Genomic DNA, 17,575 nt, shown 5'->3' on the forward strand with positions numbered 1-17,575 from the left:
ATCCTCAGTTCATCTCTATATAGTGACAAACATGAAAAAAAGAGCCTCTCAGCTCTTCTTCCCTCTATGCGTGATTAGTTACTTGAAAAATGTAAGTTTCTCCAGATTTTCGAATCCCATTCCACCACCATGAAAATTTACGTGGGGTGAAAAAGCATCATAGATCTCCTTAGAGGATGCAACAAAGGTACCGTCTTGTCCAACGAATGAGAACTCTTCCATCGTCTCATCTGCCAAGACAAAGATCCATTCAGTCCTCATTTCTGGATTGAAACTCGTGCTTTGCACCGTATATATGTTTTTATGAAAAACAGAGGAATAGATTCGCGATTCACTTTCCATGGTAATCCCTAAAGCAGGGATTTCTAATTCCCCTTCGAATCTGTCCTCTTTCTGAAACAGATATCGACTTTTCCTTCCTTCTATTTTCACATAAGTCTCTTTGATATTTACGTTTTCTTTATAGACCTGTGCAGGAACTTCTATGGTGACATTTTTCCAGAAAGGCAACTGGTTCAGTACCCAGAAAGCTACTGCAGCAAAAATCATCAAATAGATTCCGATTTTTACCTGCTTACCCATTCGCTGCCTCCTTTTGTATGTTAATAGTAAATACATTGTATATTTAAATTATTTAAAAGTCAATACTTAATTATATGATATTTAATCTATTGTTTTTTCGGTTTATTTCTCTCATTTGTCTTTGTATCTTATGTTTTCGGTAATAATATCCTCCAACAAAGATGAGGATCATGACGAGCAGCGCAGCACCTTGCATCACCATTGCAGTCACTGAGGTCACCTGATGAGAAGTTGCTTCAAACAAAAAACCCACTCTACCAGTAAAAAAGCTAAACGGTGCACTAATGAGTGGTGAAAACATGAACCTCATGGCGAGCTTTCTGCCCATTCCAAAGGGCATATGCTGTGAGCAGAACAGTGCAAGTGAAAGCACTCCAAGGAGATTCGCACCAACAATGCTTTTGACTTCATCCAAATTTTCCTCTGCAAAAACTCCTCCTGCATAAAACCAGAATGCCATCAGAATCAGGGGCGCTGGATAGCCAAGAGATGGTATGTATTGCACCAGTATATTAAACAGAAACCCGATCATGACCGGTGATAGAATCAGTATACTCAGTTTTACTTTTCTCATCTCTTACTTCCTTCCTTAGATCCTTTTCCTTAGATCCTTTTCCTTTGTATCCTTTTTGGACACATCAGGGTAACTCCTTTTCAGACATCCGCTTACTCCTCTTTTTTTCGGAAAACCAGACTTTTTGCCATCTTCATGATCTCTTCTTCACTGATAAAGCCTCTGATTAAAAATTCCATTTCATTGTTGTGCCATAGAAGCATGCTTCTTCTCCCTTTTAGAACAAGAAACCCTTTGTTTTCTCCAATGTCCACTTCCTTCACTATGGCATTCTCAGTATCAAGATTGTAATCCCCAGCAGTACTTGCTTGAAGCATTGAGATCTCTTCTTCTCCATTGGTGTATTTGAAGAGCGCCATATCTGTGTACTGCGTGAACTTCTGAAATACGTATCCTTCCGGCAGCTCCTTTGGAAAGTAATATCCTGAGGGAGCTTTTAAGTCCTCCCTCTTGCCTCCGCTGATGTCCACTCTCTGAAATCTTGTATATCTTTCCTGAACCTCTGTGACAAATTCATAGACCTTATTCCTTACTCCATCTACACTCAAAGTCATCATAGACATGGAGCCTAATATAAGTACAAAGAACATGGCTGCTTTTCTTGTTCGAAACATATAGGGTCTCATTCTTTGCTTCTTCTTGCGGCTCCTCTTCTTCTGATCAAACCAAAGATGGAAATCAGTGGGATGTTCCATCTTTAGAATCCGGTCCTGAGACTGCTCCAGAAGTTCCAGGAGATTAGAAAGATGAGCTTCTCCAAGCAGTCTGAAGATTTCTTCAGGCTCTCTCTTTTCAAAAGATTTCATCCTCATCCTCTCCCCATTTTATTTGTACAACCTTAGTAGCTGATCGGATTGCTTGCTTTTTCATCCTGTTCTAGCAGTAAGCCATTTCTATATAGATACACTGATGATTTATACCGATACGTCCCTGGCCCCACCATCAATGTGTTCGTAATCTTTGCTTCTGTGCCATTCACTTTCCTGCTCCAGCTCCCTATGGAGATCCATTGTCCACTGATCTCCTTTTGAAGAGAACCGTAGACATGAACAGCATCCACATTGTCTCCTGAAGCAATGGTCGTGCAGGATGCTGCACCGGTGCTTGAAATTTCAAAATGATTCCGGTATGTTTCAATATAGAGATACTGAACGCCGATGACATTCTCATCCAAGACCATGTCTATCTCCGTTCCAACAACAGTTAGACTTTTGCTTTGTACGCTCCAAAGAATGATCATAAAAACCATCATCCACCTAAGGATTCTCTTCATAAAAACACCCCCTTCACTATATAAACGGTGAAGGGGGGTGTTTTGTTACACTTTTTTGTATTATTTTTAGAATTATTTTATAAACATTGATCTTTTGTCAGTTTCGTTTCTCTGTTCTTTTCAAGCTCTCTGCAAATCTCATAATCTCTTTCTCAGTAATGGTGCCTCTGACTGTATATTCTTTCTCATCATTCTGCCAGTAAAGTTGGTTCTTCTTGCCGTTGGTGATAAGAAAACCAGAGTATTCTCCCACCATCACCTCTTTCACCACAGCGCCTTCTGTATTGAAGGTGAAGTCCCCTGCGGTGTCAAACTGATAGAAAATGATTCTTTCCTCGCCCTTTGTAAAAATCATATTCACGATATCGTAGTCTTTAGAGTACTCCTTCAGCGTGTATCCTTTGGGCAGAAGCGTTGGATAATCATAGTTGTCAAACTCAAATAGAGGATCTTGGAACTGAGTCATCTCATCGGTCCTGTAGACTCTCATAGCCGTCTCTTTCATTTCCACCACATACTCAAAGAGTTTATATCTCTGTGCTTCCACTGACAAGGTGGTGATGGCAAATCCTCCTAAAAGGACCAGGAGAAAGATGGCTGCTTTACTGGAAGTGAATCTGTTCCTTTTCTTTTTTCTTTTAGAACTGGTCTCAAGCTTCACAGCCCAGTCCTTCATGGCCTGACTGATTTCAATGGCTTCAATCTGATCTTTCTTTCTGTCCAAGTCTTCTGTGAGGTTCATAAGATGCGCTTCCGCTATGGCTTTAAAAGTAGCATCCTGCAAAGTGTCCAGCGCTTTGGGTCCTTGATTCTTTTTACTCTTCACTGTCATCACCTCCAATGATTTTCTGACAGGCTTTTCTTGCACGAGAGAGCTTTGTCCTAACATTTCCCTCTGTCATATTGAGAAGCTCTCCAATCTCTTTATCTGAGTATTCATAGATATATTTCAGCGTCAGAATGTCCATGTAGCTTTCATTGATTTTCGCCATGAGATCTGCCACATACCTTCTGTCTTCCATTTTCAGGATGTTCAGTTCTGGACTTGCCGTATGCACATCACCAAGGGTATCCCTGAAATCATCCACATTGCTTTCATTTCTCCGTCTTCTCTGATTATACACATCATAAGAAAGCCTTCTGACGATGATCACAAGAAGACCTCTGATGCTTTTAGATTCAGCATCTGTTGTTTCGTCGATATAGTCCGATACTTTAATCATAGCCGTCTGCACAATATCTTCCGCCTCATGATAATCCTGAAGGATTCCGTGTGAAACAAAGATCAGTTCTTTGGCATACCGTATATAGATACTTTCCAACTGATTGCGTACCGCTTGATTTTCGATGACAGATAAAAATAGCAAAATATAAACACCTCATTGCCGCTTCTCGTGTTTGTCAGAAGTTCATAAGAAAATATAGGAATATCACCTTCTCATTATATGCCAATGTGGTGTTTACATCAATGAATCTATAATTTTCCATCTGTTTCATCTTGGATTTTTGTACTCACTCTATTGAAACTTATTACATACACCTATAGAAGTCCTCTCTTAGACTATTCACTTGGAATTTCATTTTTCTTGTACGGTTCTGGTTTCGTATCGCCTTTTTCATTTTGCCTGAAGTATTTCTTCTGAATCAAATTGCCAGCCGTGGCAAACAGTGCAACAACAATGAACAAGAACAGATTCGGATTTTCAATGGAAAACACCCAGATCTCTGTTTCCCAGTATCCATCTTTCCCAGCAAGAGCCATGCCTTCCATCCAATAGAGAATGGCCCAGATCTGATAGACTTTTACAAGTAAAAAGCCTGCCACACTCCCCAAAAACAATCCCAGCACTTCAAATTTGTCATACATCGAAATCACCCCTATACTATATAAACGGAAACAGGGGTCCTTTTGTTACACTAATTTCGAAGAAATCTCTTCAAATCCAGATTATTACTGATTCATATAAAACATACAGAAAAACCAGCAATTTCATATTTTACATCTCTAGTCCATCTATAACAAAAAAGTGCAGGCTGAGATTTCCTGCACTTTTCTTACATCTTATTTAAACCGGTTGATCTCTTTCTTCACCATCTGATGGAGCTGATTGAGGTCTGACACATCTCCATACTCAATGAGCTTATTCAGCTGACTCTGGAATCTGGACGCTTCCTGAATCTTACCCATGGACATGAGAAAGAGAATATCATTCATGATTCTGGATACTAAAGCGGACTTCACTTCAAAGAGCTTCTGAGCATCCTTGATTTCGTCTTTAATGTCCAGCATGGTCTCATCCAGCTGATAGGCAGATTCTGCTGCCGCTTTCAGTTTGATCTTGATATGCTCCGGAATGCTCTGCTTATACTTATAGTTCAGGCTATGTTCTGTCACCGCCCAGAAATTCATGGCAAGGGTTCTGATCTGGATTTCTCCGATGACATTCACCACTCCCGAAGCCATGTTGACGGGATACTCGATGATCATATGATAACTCCGGTATCCACTGGGCTTTACATTGGTAATGTAGTCCTTCTCATAAAGAATCCGCATATCGCTTCTGCCCCGAAGCAGCTGCACAACCGTTTCAATGTCATCCACAAACTGCACCATGATACGGATTCCTGCGATGTCTTCCAGCTCCTCCGCAAGGCGGTCATGGGGAATCCCAAACTTGTTGGCTTTTTCCAGCATGGAGGAAACTTCCTTCACACGGCCTGTAATAAACTCAATGGGAGAATAATCATTTTTTCTGCGGTATTCTGTACGAATGGCTCGAAGCTTCACTTTAAGCTCCTCCACTGCCTGTTCATAGGGAATCAAAAATGTTTTCCAATCTTTACTGGCCATGAAACACACCTCTCACATATCTCCAAAATCCAGAATCCTGGGTTTTTTCAGTATCTCTTTCCATTATAGCAAATTAACGGCAAAGAATTACTCTTTTTGTGAAAGAAAGGACGCTTTGCGGATGAGAGACCTTGGCAAGAGCTTCACAAGAACCGGAACTGCTTTTTCAAAGGTGCCAGGCACCACCACAGCTTTTCCTCTCCACATGCCCAGATACCCCACATCCGCCACCTTTTTGGCTTCCATCAGAAATGCCATGGCCGCATCGGTCTTTTTCATTTGAGCTCTTTCCTGAAAGCCTGTCTTTACAGGTCCTGGGCAGAGGGCACTGACTTTCACGCCGTAAGGCTTCAGCTCTTCATGCATGGCTTCAGAGAGGCTGAGCACATAGGCCTTGGATGCATAGTAATTGGCCATGACCGGGCCTGGCATGAAGGCTGCAAGAGATGCCACATTCATCACATAGCCAAATCCTCTTTCTGCCATGGCAGGCACAAAGCGCTTGTTCATCTCCAGAAGAGAAAGCACATTCAGCTTCACCAGATCCTTCTCTGTCTCAAGGTCTGTGTCTTTCAGCCGACCAAAGGTGCCAAAGCCAGCGTTGTTCACCAGATAATCCACCTGGATTCCTTCTTTCTCCAGCTCTTCATAAATTTCCAGCGGAGCTTTTTCATGGGTGAGATCTTTTGACAGTATCATAACTTTTACGTCATACTCCCTTTCGATGCGTGTCTTGATTTCCTCCAGCTTTTCCTTGGTCCTTGCCACCAGCACCAGATGAATGCCGTCTCTTGCAAAGTTCAGCGCAAGCTCCAGCCCAATCCCCGATGTGGCTCCTGTGATCAGTGCATATCCTTCCATAATAAACTCCTCCTATGACATTTTCCTTCATTATACTTCTCAAACCTTACAAAATACACAAAAATACTGCCTGGAAAATAATCTTCCAGGCAGCTGTTGTTTTTCTTATTTCAGGAGGTCCTTTACCATGGATACCACATTTGGCACATTGAATCCAAACTTCTCCATGACCAGTTCTCCAGGTGCGGAAGCACCAAAGGTGTCAATACCAAGTATCTTTCCTTCGTCTCCCACATATCTTTCCCATCCTAATGGATTGGAAAGTTCCATGGCCAGTCTCTTCTTCACAGAAGGATTCAGCACCTTTTCTTTGTAGGCCTTGTCCTGCTTCTCAAAGAGATCCCAAGATGGCATGGAAACTACAGCAGCATCAATACCTTCTTTCTTCAGTTCCTGCTGTGCTTCGTAAGCCAGGGGCACTTCAGATCCTGTGGCAATAAGAAGTACGTCGCTGATTTCCTTCTCGGATGGAGACGCGATATACGCACCTCTCTTCACGCCTTCCACCACTTCTTCCATAGGAAGTGGCATGGTGGTGAGGTTCTGTCTGGACAGTGCCAGGATTGTTGGTGTACTTTCTGATTCCAGCGCTACTTTCCAGGCTGCATAGGTTTCATTTCCATCTGCAGGTCTTAGTACGGTAAGGTTCGGCATAGCTCTGAAAGATGGCAGATGCTCGATAGGCTCGTGGGTAGGTCCGTCTTCTCCAACAGCAACACTGTCGTGAGTGAACACATAGACTACTGGCAGTCCCATCAGCGCAGAAAGTCTTACTGCAGGTCTCACATAATCTGAGAACACGAAGAAGGTTCCACCGAAGACGCGAAGTCCTCCATGCAGATGCATACCGTTCATCATGGTTCCCATGGCAAACTCTCTGACACCAAACCAGATGTTTCTTCCGCTTCTGTTCTCAGCAGAGAAATCTCCTGCTCCACTGATGGTGGTCTTATTGGATCCAGCAAGGTCCGCTGATCCGCCAAAGAGGCTTGGCAGCTTCTTTGCAAAGTAGTTGATGGCTTCACCAGAAGCATTTCTTGTAGCTACACCCTTGCCGGCCGCATAGGATGGAAGATCTGTTGTAAAGTCCTCTGGAAGCTTTCCGGAAATGGCATCTTCCAGTTCTTTTGCAAGTTCTGGATAAGCCTTCTTATATCCTTCAAACAGTTCATCCCAAACCTTGTTTCCAGCTACGCCATACTCTTCGATGTGTCCCTGGAAAGTGTCATAGGCTTCCTGTGGCACAGTGAAGTCCTCATGATTGTACTGGAAGAATTCCTTGGTAATCTTGACGCCTTCTTTTCCAAGAGGTGCGCCATGAACTTTGGAAGTACCCTGATTTGGGGCACCCATACCAATGATGGATTTGATTTCAATGATGGTAGGCTTGTCTTCTACTTTCTTTGCTTCCTTGATGGCTTCATCCACAGCCTCCAGATTGTTGGCATCGTCCACTCTCAGATAATGCCATCCGTATGCTTCATACCTTTCTTTGACACTTTCAGAGAATGACTTATGAAGGTCTCCATCCAAAGAGATGTCATTGGAATCATAAAGAAGAATCAGTCTGCCAAGCTTCAGATGAGCTGCCAGAGAAGAAGCTTCATGGGAAACCCCTTCCATCAGATCTCCATCTCCACAAAGAGCGTAGGTATAGTGATTTACGACATCATAGCCGTCTCTGTTGTACTTTGCGGCCAGATGGCTTTCTGCCATGGCCATACCTACAGCCATGCCGATTCCCTGACCCAGTGGCCCTGTGGTGGCTTCTACGCCTACGGTGTGACCATATTCAGGATGTCCTGGTGTCTTGGATCCCCATTGTCTGAAATTCTTCAGTTCGTCCATGGGAAGGCCATATCCAGCCATATGAAGCATGGAATACAGGAGTGCGGACCCGTGTCCTGCAGAGAGCACAAAACGGTCTCTGTTGAACCAGGTAGGGTTTTTAGGATTGTGCATCATGTTCTTTGCCCAGAGCACATAGGCAAATGGTGCAGCTCCCAGCGGAAGTCCCGGATGTCCGGAGTTTGCTTTCTCGATGGCGTCAATAGACAGCGCACGGATGGCATTGATGGTTAAGGCATCATTATTGTTGTACATGTCAACCTCCATATATTTATTGGTGCGTTTCAAATGGTCATCGCACCATGTTCTTGTATTACGGTTTAATAAGCACCGGATCAAAACCGATGTAATCGCAGGATGTGAGGATGTATTCTACACCATTTCTTTCTCCTGTCATGACCCTCTGAAGAGACTTTCCATGAAGATGTCCATAGATGACTGTCTCCACACCGTACTCCTCAAAAATATCGGTGAACTCCGAGTCTTTGAAAGTTTCATTCACCGGAGGATAGTGGATCATAACGATGAACTTCTGGAAGCCCCTTTTCTTTGCGGCATCCAGAGACATCTTCAGGCGCAGGACCTCTCTTCTAAATATTTTCTCATCTTCTTCTTTGAACAGACTGCTCCCTGGAATCACCCATCCGCGTGTACCACAGATGGCATAGTCTTCATAGGAAAAGAAGTTGTTCTGGATGAAATCCATATTGTCATACATACTGTTGAGCTTCGTGATGCTGCCCCACCAGTAGTCATGATTTCCCTTGATGATGATCTTTCTGCCAGGAAGACCTGCCACAAAATCCAGTTCTTCCTTACCACCCTGAAGTTTCATGGACCAGGAGAGATCTCCTGCAAGAAGGACTGTATCCTCTTCTTTGACTTTCTTCAGCCAGTTTTCCCGGATTCTCATATCATGATTTTTCCATTCCTCTGAAAAGACATCCATTGGCTTGTCTCCACTTAAGGAAAGGTGCAGGTCGGAGATGGCATATAGGGCCATTAGCCTACCAGGAGGACTCTGTAGATTTTCTTTTTGCCCTTTTTGACCAGGACATAATCTTCCTTGAAATCCTCTTCCTTCAGTTTATGCTGAAGATCTGTGATCTTCTCTTCATCGATGGACACGCCACCTTGTTCCATGTTCCGTCTTCCTTCTGCTTTGGATGGGAATACTCCACCTGCAAGGAGAATTTCCAGAAGGGTTTTCTCAAGATCTGATTTGGTAATTTCAATGGTAGGCACATTGGAAAGGTCTGTTCCACCACCAAAAAGTGCTTCTGCAGCGCTCTTTGCCTTGTCTGCTTCCTCTTCTCCATGAACGAGCTTGGTCACTTCGTAGGCAAGAAGCTTCTTGGCTTCATTGATGTCCTGTCCTTCCAGTGCTTCGATACGCTCGATCTCATTGATGTCCACAAAGGTGAGAAGCTTCAGGCACTTCACCACATCCCGGTCATCCACATTTCTCCAGTACTGATAGAAATCATAGACTGGTGTTTTCTCCGGATTCAGCCATAATGCACCATTTACGGTTTTACCCATCTTCTGGCCTTCAGAGTTTGTCAGAAGAGTACAGGTCATGGCATAGGCGGTTTTTCTTTCTTTTCTTCTCACAAGATCAATACCTGCCAGCATATTGGACCACTGGTCGTCTCCACCCAGCTGCATGGTGCAGCCATGGTTCTGATTAAGATACAGGAAATCATATCCTTGCATCAGCATATAGTTGAACTCCAGAAAAGACAGTCCCTTTTCCAGTCTCTGCTTGATGCTTTCTGCACGAAGCATATTGTTTACGGAGAAATGTACGCCGATGTCTCTCAGAAAATCAACATAATTGAGGTTCATGAGCCAGTCTGCGTTGTTTAGAAGCAGAGCTTTGTCATCACTGAAATCAATGAATTTCTCCATCTGCTTCTTGATGCCCACGATGTTCTTCTCAATATCTTCTCTGGACAGCATGGATCTCATGTCTGTTTTACCGGATGGATCCCCAATCATGGCAGTTCCACCACCTACGAGAGCAATGGGCTTATGTCCAGCTCTTTGCATATGGGCCATAAACATCATCGCAATGAAGTGTCCTACATGAAGACTGTCTGCTGTAGGGTCAAAGCCAATATAGAAGGTGACTTTCTCTTCCGTGAGGGCCTTCTTGATCTCATCCTCATGGGTCAGCTGCTTGATATATCCTCTTCTTTGCAATTCATCAAATACACTCATTTTTACAACTCCTGACGATTTATACTACACTTTAGTATAGTGCCTATTTGCTCAATTTTCAAGGTTCCCATAATTAGTGGACTCATGAGAAAATGAGCACTGTTTCGATATCCTCGCACCAATGAACACCTTAAATATTTACCGAAAAATCCAATAATCACTGATACGAGAAGATATGTATCCTTTCGCGTCTACTCAGCTGCTCTGGATCCTACAATGCAACTGGCGCTGTATGCTCTAGGCCATAGATATGCGCAAATTCAGATATTCTCTACGAAGCTTAAACATTCATGCTGTATTTCCCGTCAGGCTGAACTGTACCACGGGATACACGAACTTACTTTCCTAGTATGCTAAGCCTACTGTTTCATTCTTGAACTCGTCATTTTCGATGACACTTAATAGAAAATGGGCGAGATCCTGTCTTGAGATCTCCTTTCCTCCACGGGGAACTCCTTGAGGCGTCTTCCTGTACACCTCAGTCAATGGTCCTTTTGTCAGCGCCAGCGGTCTTGCGATGGTATATACTAATCCACTGGATATAATCGCCTCTGCTGCTAATCTATGGTCATGGATTGCATGTTTGAGGAAGGACTTTACAATGAAGTTCATGACAAACGAGAACTCATCATGTATGCCTGATGTAGATATCGTGACAATTCGACTGATGTGGTTTTCTTTCATACTTTTGATGATGATTTCAGTCATTTTTGTAATGACCGTCTCTTTATCATTGTTATTTCCGCCCAAACAAGAGACCACCACATCATGACTCGCCATAGCTTTCGCCATATCCACCAGCGAAAAAACCTCTCCTTTTACAATGGTCAGATTCTCATTGTAAAGGAGCACCTTCTCCGGGGACCTTACGTAGGCAGTTACCTTATGATCTTTTTCTAATGCCATTTTCATCAATATGGACCAGTTTGTCCTATGGCACCTAATAAAAATATTTTCATTTTACCCTCCTTAATTCATATGTGTCATTAAGGTTTGCCATAAGTTTCTTCGTATGCACTTTAATCGCTGGTGGTTTTCCGCATCGAACTGTAACGATTTTAAGTTTTCTAACTCGTGTACCTGATTCAGTAGATGATCCCTATACGCAGCTGGAAAAAACAAGGAGGAAGCCCAAAAGGCTCCCCCCCATGATAAGTCAGCTAAGAAGAATGCACAAAAAGCTCCAACAAAAATTGGAGCTTTCAAAAAAGGCTAACTTAACACCTTATATTTTTCAAGTTCAGAAACCGCCAGATCCCCTTCATCATGCATTGCAATATAAAGATCAATTTCATGTGCTTCAGAGAATTCCTGGAGTTTTTCAAAGATTTTATCGGAGCTTTCACTTTTCTTGTCCATACCATTCAGAAGCCCATCCACAAAAATCGTGGTGACATCATAATTGGTGGCGATGATTCCACAGAGGAATCCATAGATTGACCTGTAATCTGTGAGTGCGTATTCGTCGGCGTTGATGAAACGGATGTCCCTGTCCAGTTCATGGATGGCACGGGAATCGTCATCCACAAAAACAACATTGCCTTTGGCTGTTTTGGCTTGTTCATTGGCAAGAGACACCATCTTTTTGCTTTTTCCGGATCCTCTCTTGCCATAAATTACCTGTATCATGTCAATCACTCCCTTTGAATATTAGGTTTACTTGAAAACCTTTAACTATGAATCCATTATATAATTATCCGAAAATTTAGTCAAACAGAAAACTCCCATTCCATTGATGGTTTTACGCTTATTTTCCTCTTCTGCCATCGATGTTATGATAAGAAATCGAATACTGCCTAAAATATGGCAATGATATTTTATCATTCGGCATATTTTTCACTTTATCCCGTTCACATTGTGGGAATTATCTGATATAATAAACTTGCCGTAAGGTAAAAATATTTTAGACACAGTACTTTTCTTAGTATTCCAGGCCTTAGCCTCAGAAGTTCCAAGAAATACTGTTGCTAAGGAGGAAAAAAACATGGAAGACAAGAAGATCATTTGCAGAGACTGCGGAAACGAGTTCACATTCACCGTTGGTGAGCAGGAATTCTACAAGGAAAAGGGATTCGAAAACGAACCAGTTAGATGTCCTGACTGCAGAAGAGCAAGAAAAAACGAAAAGATGAACAGAAGATAGTTCTTCAAAGGAAAGGTAGTTACAATGTAACTACCTTTTTTTGCGCAAAAAAGATATAATAGATGGAAGAATGCCAAGGAAGCTCATTTTTTTATGAGTATCACAGCTTGGCAAATACAGTGGAGAAGTTTTGGAGGACGACATATGGAAGAGAAAAAGAAAATTGTTTTCAGTGCAATCAAACCTTCAGGGGAAATCACCCTTGGGAACTATTTGGGTGCCATTAAAAACTGGATTGGATTTCAGGACGATTATGAGTGTTATTACTGCATTGCAGACCTTCATGCCATCACAGTAAAGCAGGAGCCGAAACTCCTTCGTAAAAGAGTTCTGGAGATTCTGGCCATCTATATCGCCTCTGGACTGGATTACGAAAAAAGCACCCTCTTTGTGCAGTCTCATGTGCCAGCACATTCCGAGGCTTCCTGGCTTTTGACCTGTACAGCAAATATGGGAGAGCTGTCCCGTATGACCCAGTACAAAGACAAAACAGCAAAAATGAAAGAAAACACATCCATCTCTGCTGGACTTTTTAATTATCCAGTACTTATGGCTGCAGATATCCTGATTTACAACACGGATTTTGTGCCCGTAGGCATTGATCAGAAACAGCACGTGGAGCTTTCTAGAGATATCGCCCAGAGATTCAACTCGAATTACAGCGATACTTTTGTACTGCCCGAAGCTAAGATTTCAGAAAGTGCTGCGAAGATCATGGATCTTCAGGATCCGGAAAAGAAGATGTCCAAATCAGATGACAACGAAAACTCCTATATTCTTGTCTTGGACAAACCGGAAGTCATCAGAAGGAAGATTGCACGAGCTGTCACAGACTCTGTGGGTGTTGTCAATTACACCGATGAGCAGCCTGGCGTTAAGAATCTGATCAACATTGTCTCTGCGATAAAAGGAATCAAGCCAGATGAAGTGGTGAAACTTTTCGAAGGAAAAGGATACAAAGAGTTCAAAGAGTACGTGGCTGATACCATCATTGAAGAACTGAAGCCTGTACAGGAGAAAGCCAATGAACTCCTGACCGAGAAAGAGAAGCTGGAGAAGATTTATGGTGAAGGGGCTATGAAAGCGAACTACCATGCCATGAAGACCTTACGGAAGATGCAGAAGAAAGTAGGTCTCCTTCCCCCAGTGAGACTATAGACCATAAGGAGTCACCCTATGATCACCTATGAAAAGTACAAGAGAATTTATGACCTTCCGGATGGATTTTTTGAAGGATGGCCCAATCCGCCGAGTAAAGAAAAACATAGAGAGCTTCTTGAAAAAAGCTACCTTTCTCTGGTAGCCTTGGATGGAACTGCCATTGTCGGATTTGTGAATGTCATCAGCGATGGAGTGCTCAGCTGTTATATTCCCCTGCTAGAAGTGCTTCCCCCATACAGAAATCAAGGAATCGGAAAGGAACTTATGAAAAGAACTCTCCGTGCGCTCTCTGAGTTTTATATGATTGATCTCTCCTGTGATGAGGATCTTCGTCCATTCTATGAAAGCATGGGTATGAAGAAAACTTTAGGGATGATGCACCGAAACTACGAGAAACAAAGCGGAAAATAAGTCAAAATCAAATAAGGCATCAGAGCTTTTTGGGCTCTGATGCCTTTTCCATTCCTTATTATGGATCTACAGCAGCTGTTTCAGCTCCTCCAGAATAAAATGCACTTCAGGACCAATGATCACCTGCACATGGCCCTCCTGCTTCAGAACCGCCATGGCGCCCATACTTCTCAGGCGCTTGTCGCTGACTTTTTTCTCGTCCTGCACATCCAGGCGAAGCCTGGTGATGCATGCGTCCACCTGAAGAATATTCTCCTGTCCACCGCTGGCCTTTAATATGGTTTTGGCCAGTTTTTTATAGTTTCTGGAATAAAGAGTGCTCTCCTCTTCTTTTTTCATTTTCTTCGGTTCCCTTCCTGGTGTTAAAAGCTGAAACCTTTCAATGGCAAAAGAAAAAGAAAAATAGTAGAGAAAAAACATAATAATCCCAAGAATCAGAAGCATCCCCATATCCTTTGACATAGGCATCCTTAGGCTGAGAAGAAAATCTGTGAGGCCTGCACTGAAGCTGAATCCGGCTATCCACTGAAACTGTGCAGCAAGAAAGAGGGATACCCCTGTAAGAAAAGCATGAAGCACATAAAGAGGTGGAGCAACAAACATGAACGAAAACTCCAACGGTTCCGTGATTCCTGTAAGAAAAGAGGCCACAGCCGCAGTACCCATGAAGGAGCGGGTTTTACGCTTCTGCCCTTTCATGGCTTTTTTCCCCATGGCAAGGGCTGCCCCGGGAAGTCCAAACATCATGATGGGGAAAAAACCTGCCAGATACTGCCCGGTCTTTCCATATTCACCAATCCCCTGCCAGAAGTTTCCAATATCATTGATGCCGATGACATCAAACCAGAAGACTGAGTTTAAAGGGTGATGGAGTCCCAGCGGTATGAGGAGTCTGTTGAGAAATCCATAGATCCCAGCCCCCAACGGTCCCAGCGCACTGATTCTAGTTCCGAATACAATAAGTCCTTCATAAAGAAGTGGCCAGATATAATACAGCGGAAGACTCACTAAAACCATGGAGAGAGCACTGATAATAGGCACAAAACGCTTTCCGCCAAAGAAGTTCAGACCAGAAGGCAACTGAAGGGTGCTGAAGCGATTGAACATATATGCGCCAACAAGTCCCGAGAGAATCCCAGTAAACTGGTTGCCGATCTTTGAGAAGGCCTCGCTGACTTCTAAAACAGGAATCTGCTGATACTGCGCCACAGACTCTATGGAAAGAACTCTTGTGAGCACCAGATAGCTCAGGAGTCCAGAAAGTGCCGCCGACCCATCTCTCTCCTTGGCCATGCCAAGAGAAACACCCACTGCAAAGAGGATGGGCACATGGTCTAGAATAATGACACCTACCTGAACCAGTATTCTCGAGAATAGAAATCCATCTCCAAACCCCAGTGGATCCATCCAGTATCCGATACCAATTAAAATGGCCGCCGCAGGAAGAACAGATACTGGGAGCATCAGTGCTTTCCCGAGTCTTTGGAAAAGCAGAAGCATTCTTTTTCTAAGCGCACGAAAACGCATCATCTTGAACTGATGGCCTTATTGATGTGCACCATGAGGTAGACCATCTCCTGCAAGGTCACCTCATGATGAAAGTTCTTATAGACAAAAGTCTTGATTTTCTTCTCCACAGACTTATACCGCTTATCTTTTTTCATGAACATCTCATAGAAATCTTCTACCTGATCCTCTGTACTGGGCTGCTTTAGAAGAATTCTTTTCGCTAGAAACTTCAGATGAGAGTTGAGCCTTGCCAGTGAAATCTCATCCTCGTCAAAATCAATATCAAAGACATCTTCTATAATGTCCACGATGCCGCTGGTGAAGAGAAATATCTTGGAGATGCTCTCCTTGTTCTCTCCGAGGGAAGCATTCACCATATGCATGGTCACATAGCCAGCCTCATGTTCCGACAGAAGCACTCCTGTGGCATCCTGAATAAACTGAAGCCCTAAAAGTCCCACCTGGAACTCTTCAGGATAAAGGCTCTTGATCTCGTGCAGCATAAGATTTGGTATCTCCAGACCGTTTTTTTTACGTTCTACAGCATAGGTGATATGATCAATCATTCCTACCAATGCCTGCATCGTCATCTGGATCCCCAGCTCATCTTTTGCTCTGTCCCGAATCTTCTGTGCAGCATCAATAAGCTCCATGGGTGTATCCCCAAAAAGCCTGTAAAGTCTATCCTTCCCATCCTCCCGGACCTCATACACTTTTTCGATACGGTCTTTTGAAACAAGATCCCCCAGCTTCTTCTGGAATCCGATGCCCGCACCTGTGAGGATCATCTCCTCTCCGTTCTCAAACCGGGTTGCAACGATATTGTTATTGAATATCTTGATTATCCTCATCCACAACCTCCCATGGAACACTCTACTCTCTATTATAGTTGTTCTTCTTGATTTTTCCTAGTGGAAAGGCTCTGTGCATTTTATCAGACAACAGCAAAAAGTTTGTGCATTTTGTCAATGGAATCCTTTCCAGGAAACACGTAAGATGAGAGTATGTTGAAAGGAGCTGAAGCAATTGGCTAGTTTAGAATTAAAAAATGTTTGGAAGAAATATCCCGGTGATGTGGTTGCAGTTAAGGATTTTAACCTTACAATAGAAGATAAAGAGTTCATCATCTTTGTCGGTCCTTCAGGCTGCGGTAAGTCCACTACACTTCGAATGATCGCTGGACTGGAAGAAATCTCAGAAGGTACCGTTATGATCGGGGACCGTGTCATCAATGATGTGGACCCCAAGGACAGAGACATCGCCATGGTGTTCCAGAACTATGCCCTCTATCCTCATATGAGTGTTTATGACAACATGGCCTTCGGACTGAAGCTGAGAAAAATGTCTAAGAAGGACATTGACGAAAAAGTAAGAGAAGCGGCAAAGATTCTTGATATTGAGCATCTTCTTGCAAGAAAGCCCAAGGCACTCTCTGGCGGACAGAGACAAAGAGTTGCTCTGGGTCGTGCCATCGTAAGAGATCCGAATGTGTTTCTTATGGATGAACCGCTGTCAAACCTCGATGCTAAGCTCAGAGTCCAGATGAGAACAGAAATTTCCAAGCTTCAACAGAAGCTGCAGACTACATTTATCTATGTAACGCATGACCAGACAGAGGCCATGACCATGGGTACCAGAATTGTTGTCATGAAAGATGGACTCATTCAGCAGGTGGATACACCTCAGAACATCTATGACAATCCTGCCAATATGTTTGTTGCAGGTTTCATCGGTTCCCCACAGATCAACTTCCTTCCCGCCACAGTAGTTTCTGAAGGTGGAGAAACACTTCTTGCTTATGATACGGTGAGAATCCCTGTCTCCAAAGATCAGGCAAAGAAACTCAGTGAAAGAAAGATGGAAGGCAAAGAAGTGGTCATCGGTGTTCGTCCTGAAAATATCAGCTACGAACAGGAACAGATTGAAAAATGGGGTACTCCAGCATTTGAAGCCAAGGCTGAAGTCACAGAAATCATGGGCGCAGAGTCCTATGTATACCTGACCAACAAAGTGGACAACATCACCATCCGCGTCAATGGAAACAGTAGTGTGAAGCCAAACCAGGTAGTGAAACTTGCCTTCAACGGAGAAAAGATCCACGTGTTTGATAAAGAAACGGAAGAAACCATATTCTAACAA

The 17,575-nt window shown here is 43.2% G+C and carries 20 protein-coding genes; 4 read left to right on the forward strand and 16 right to left on the reverse strand.

The genetic code is table 11. The annotated features are described in order from the left end of the window. Nucleotides 1–78 precede the first annotated feature (78 nt). The 14 genes from DEF30_RS08775 to DEF30_RS08840 all read right to left on the reverse strand — a co-directional run bounded on the left by DEF30_RS08775 (nt 79) and on the right by DEF30_RS08840 (nt 11,841). The gene (locus DEF30_RS08775; RefSeq protein WP_294098318.1) at nt 79–582 is read right to left on the reverse strand and encodes a hypothetical protein; all 504 of its coding nucleotides are present in this window, start codon (nt 580–582) and stop codon (nt 79–81) included. A 70-nt stretch (nt 583–652) separates the two neighbouring features. Continuing rightward, nucleotides 653–1,156: a hypothetical protein gene (locus DEF30_RS08780; RefSeq protein ID WP_294098321.1), complete on the reverse strand. Its 504-nt coding sequence runs from the start codon at nt 1,154–1,156 to the stop codon at nt 653–655. A 92-nt stretch (nt 1,157–1,248) separates the two neighbouring features. Then, nucleotides 1,249–1,962, reverse strand: coding sequence for a DUF4367 domain-containing protein (locus tag DEF30_RS08785; protein ID WP_294098324.1), 714 nt, complete (start codon nt 1,960–1,962; stop codon nt 1,249–1,251). A gap of 32 nt (nt 1,963–1,994) precedes the next feature. Beyond that, nucleotides 1,995–2,429, reverse strand: a complete 435-nt coding sequence (locus tag DEF30_RS08790) for a hypothetical protein (RefSeq protein ID WP_294098327.1) — start codon at nt 2,427–2,429, stop codon at nt 1,995–1,997. 97 nt (nt 2,430–2,526) lie between these two features. Beyond that, nucleotides 2,527–3,255: a DUF4367 domain-containing protein gene (locus DEF30_RS08795; RefSeq protein WP_294098329.1), complete on the reverse strand. Its 729-nt coding sequence runs from the start codon at nt 3,253–3,255 to the stop codon at nt 2,527–2,529. Beyond that, nucleotides 3,245–3,796 carry a sigma-70 family RNA polymerase sigma factor gene (locus DEF30_RS08800; RefSeq protein WP_294098332.1) on the reverse strand — a complete coding sequence of 184 codons (552 nt, stop codon included), beginning with the start codon at nt 3,794–3,796 and terminating at the stop codon, nt 3,245–3,247. The genes DEF30_RS08795 and DEF30_RS08800 overlap by 11 nt, the downstream gene beginning before the upstream one ends. A 194-nt stretch (nt 3,797–3,990) precedes the next feature. Continuing rightward, the gene (locus DEF30_RS08805; protein WP_294098335.1) at nt 3,991–4,296 is read right to left on the reverse strand and encodes a hypothetical protein; all 306 of its coding nucleotides are present in this window, start codon (nt 4,294–4,296) and stop codon (nt 3,991–3,993) included. A gap of 195 nt (nt 4,297–4,491) precedes the next feature. After that, nucleotides 4,492–5,280 carry a GTP pyrophosphokinase family protein gene (locus DEF30_RS08810; protein ID WP_031573682.1) on the reverse strand — a complete coding sequence of 263 codons (789 nt, stop codon included), beginning with the start codon at nt 5,278–5,280 and terminating at the stop codon, nt 4,492–4,494. A gap of 87 nt (nt 5,281–5,367) precedes the next feature. Next, nucleotides 5,368–6,141, reverse strand: coding sequence for an SDR family oxidoreductase (locus DEF30_RS08815; RefSeq protein WP_294098339.1), 774 nt, complete (start codon nt 6,139–6,141; stop codon nt 5,368–5,370). 105 nt (nt 6,142–6,246) lie between these two features. Next, complete coding sequence (gene tkt / locus DEF30_RS08820) at nt 6,247–8,244, reverse strand: transketolase (protein ID WP_294098341.1); 1,998 nt, start codon at nt 8,242–8,244, stop codon at nt 6,247–6,249. A 58-nt stretch (nt 8,245–8,302) separates the two neighbouring features. Further along, nucleotides 8,303–8,992 (reverse strand): metallophosphoesterase, encoded by a 690-nt coding sequence (locus DEF30_RS08825; RefSeq protein WP_294098342.1) that lies wholly within the window; start codon nt 8,990–8,992, stop codon nt 8,303–8,305. Further along, nucleotides 8,992–10,212, reverse strand: coding sequence for a tyrosine--tRNA ligase (gene tyrS, locus DEF30_RS08830; RefSeq protein ID WP_294098343.1), 1,221 nt, complete (start codon nt 10,210–10,212; stop codon nt 8,992–8,994). The genes DEF30_RS08825 and tyrS overlap by 1 nt, the downstream gene beginning before the upstream one ends. 345 nt (nt 10,213–10,557) lie before the next feature. Then, nucleotides 10,558–11,118, reverse strand: coding sequence for an NAD(P)-binding oxidoreductase (locus DEF30_RS08835; protein WP_294098345.1), 561 nt, complete (start codon nt 11,116–11,118; stop codon nt 10,558–10,560). Nucleotides 11,119–11,424: 306 nt separating this feature from the next. Continuing rightward, the gene (locus tag DEF30_RS08840; RefSeq protein WP_294098347.1) at nt 11,425–11,841 is read right to left on the reverse strand and encodes a hypothetical protein; all 417 of its coding nucleotides are present in this window, start codon (nt 11,839–11,841) and stop codon (nt 11,425–11,427) included. Between the two features lie 355 nt (nt 11,842–12,196). On the opposite strand from DEF30_RS08840, the gene DEF30_RS08845 reads away from it, so the two are divergent. From DEF30_RS08845 to DEF30_RS08855, 3 genes are all read left to right on the forward strand, one after another. After that, on the forward strand, nt 12,197–12,355 hold the full coding sequence (locus DEF30_RS08845; RefSeq protein ID WP_294098349.1) for a zinc-ribbon domain-containing protein: 159 nt from the start codon (nt 12,197–12,199) through the stop codon (nt 12,353–12,355). Between the two features lie 144 nt (nt 12,356–12,499). Further along, the gene (trpS, locus tag DEF30_RS08850) at nt 12,500–13,513 is read left to right on the forward strand and encodes a tryptophan--tRNA ligase (RefSeq protein WP_294098351.1); all 1,014 of its coding nucleotides are present in this window, start codon (nt 12,500–12,502) and stop codon (nt 13,511–13,513) included. Nucleotides 13,514–13,531: 18 nt separating this feature from the next. Beyond that, nucleotides 13,532–13,927 (forward strand): GNAT family N-acetyltransferase, encoded by a 396-nt coding sequence (locus tag DEF30_RS08855; protein WP_294098352.1) that lies wholly within the window; start codon nt 13,532–13,534, stop codon nt 13,925–13,927. 66 nt (nt 13,928–13,993) lie between these two features. Here the strand turns inward: DEF30_RS08855 and nagE are convergent, their stop codons facing one another. Next, nucleotides 13,994–15,457 (reverse strand): N-acetylglucosamine-specific PTS transporter subunit IIBC, encoded by a 1,464-nt coding sequence (gene nagE, locus DEF30_RS08860; protein WP_366409634.1) that lies wholly within the window; start codon nt 15,455–15,457, stop codon nt 13,994–13,996. Next, entirely contained in the window at nt 15,454–16,287 is an 834-nt protein-coding gene (locus DEF30_RS08865; protein WP_294098354.1) for a PRD domain-containing protein, read from the reverse strand. Before DEF30_RS08865 ends, nagE begins: the two co-directional genes overlap by 4 nt. 175 nt (nt 16,288–16,462) lie before the next feature. Between DEF30_RS08865 and DEF30_RS08870 the strand changes: the two genes are divergently transcribed. Next, nucleotides 16,463–17,572, forward strand: a complete 1,110-nt coding sequence (locus DEF30_RS08870; protein WP_294098356.1) for an ABC transporter ATP-binding protein — start codon at nt 16,463–16,465, stop codon at nt 17,570–17,572. The last annotated feature ends 3 nt before the right edge of the window (nt 17,573–17,575 follow it).

This window comes from Proteiniclasticum sp., assembly GCF_003514505.1.
GTDB lineage: Bacteria > Bacillota > Clostridia > Clostridiales > Clostridiaceae > Proteiniclasticum.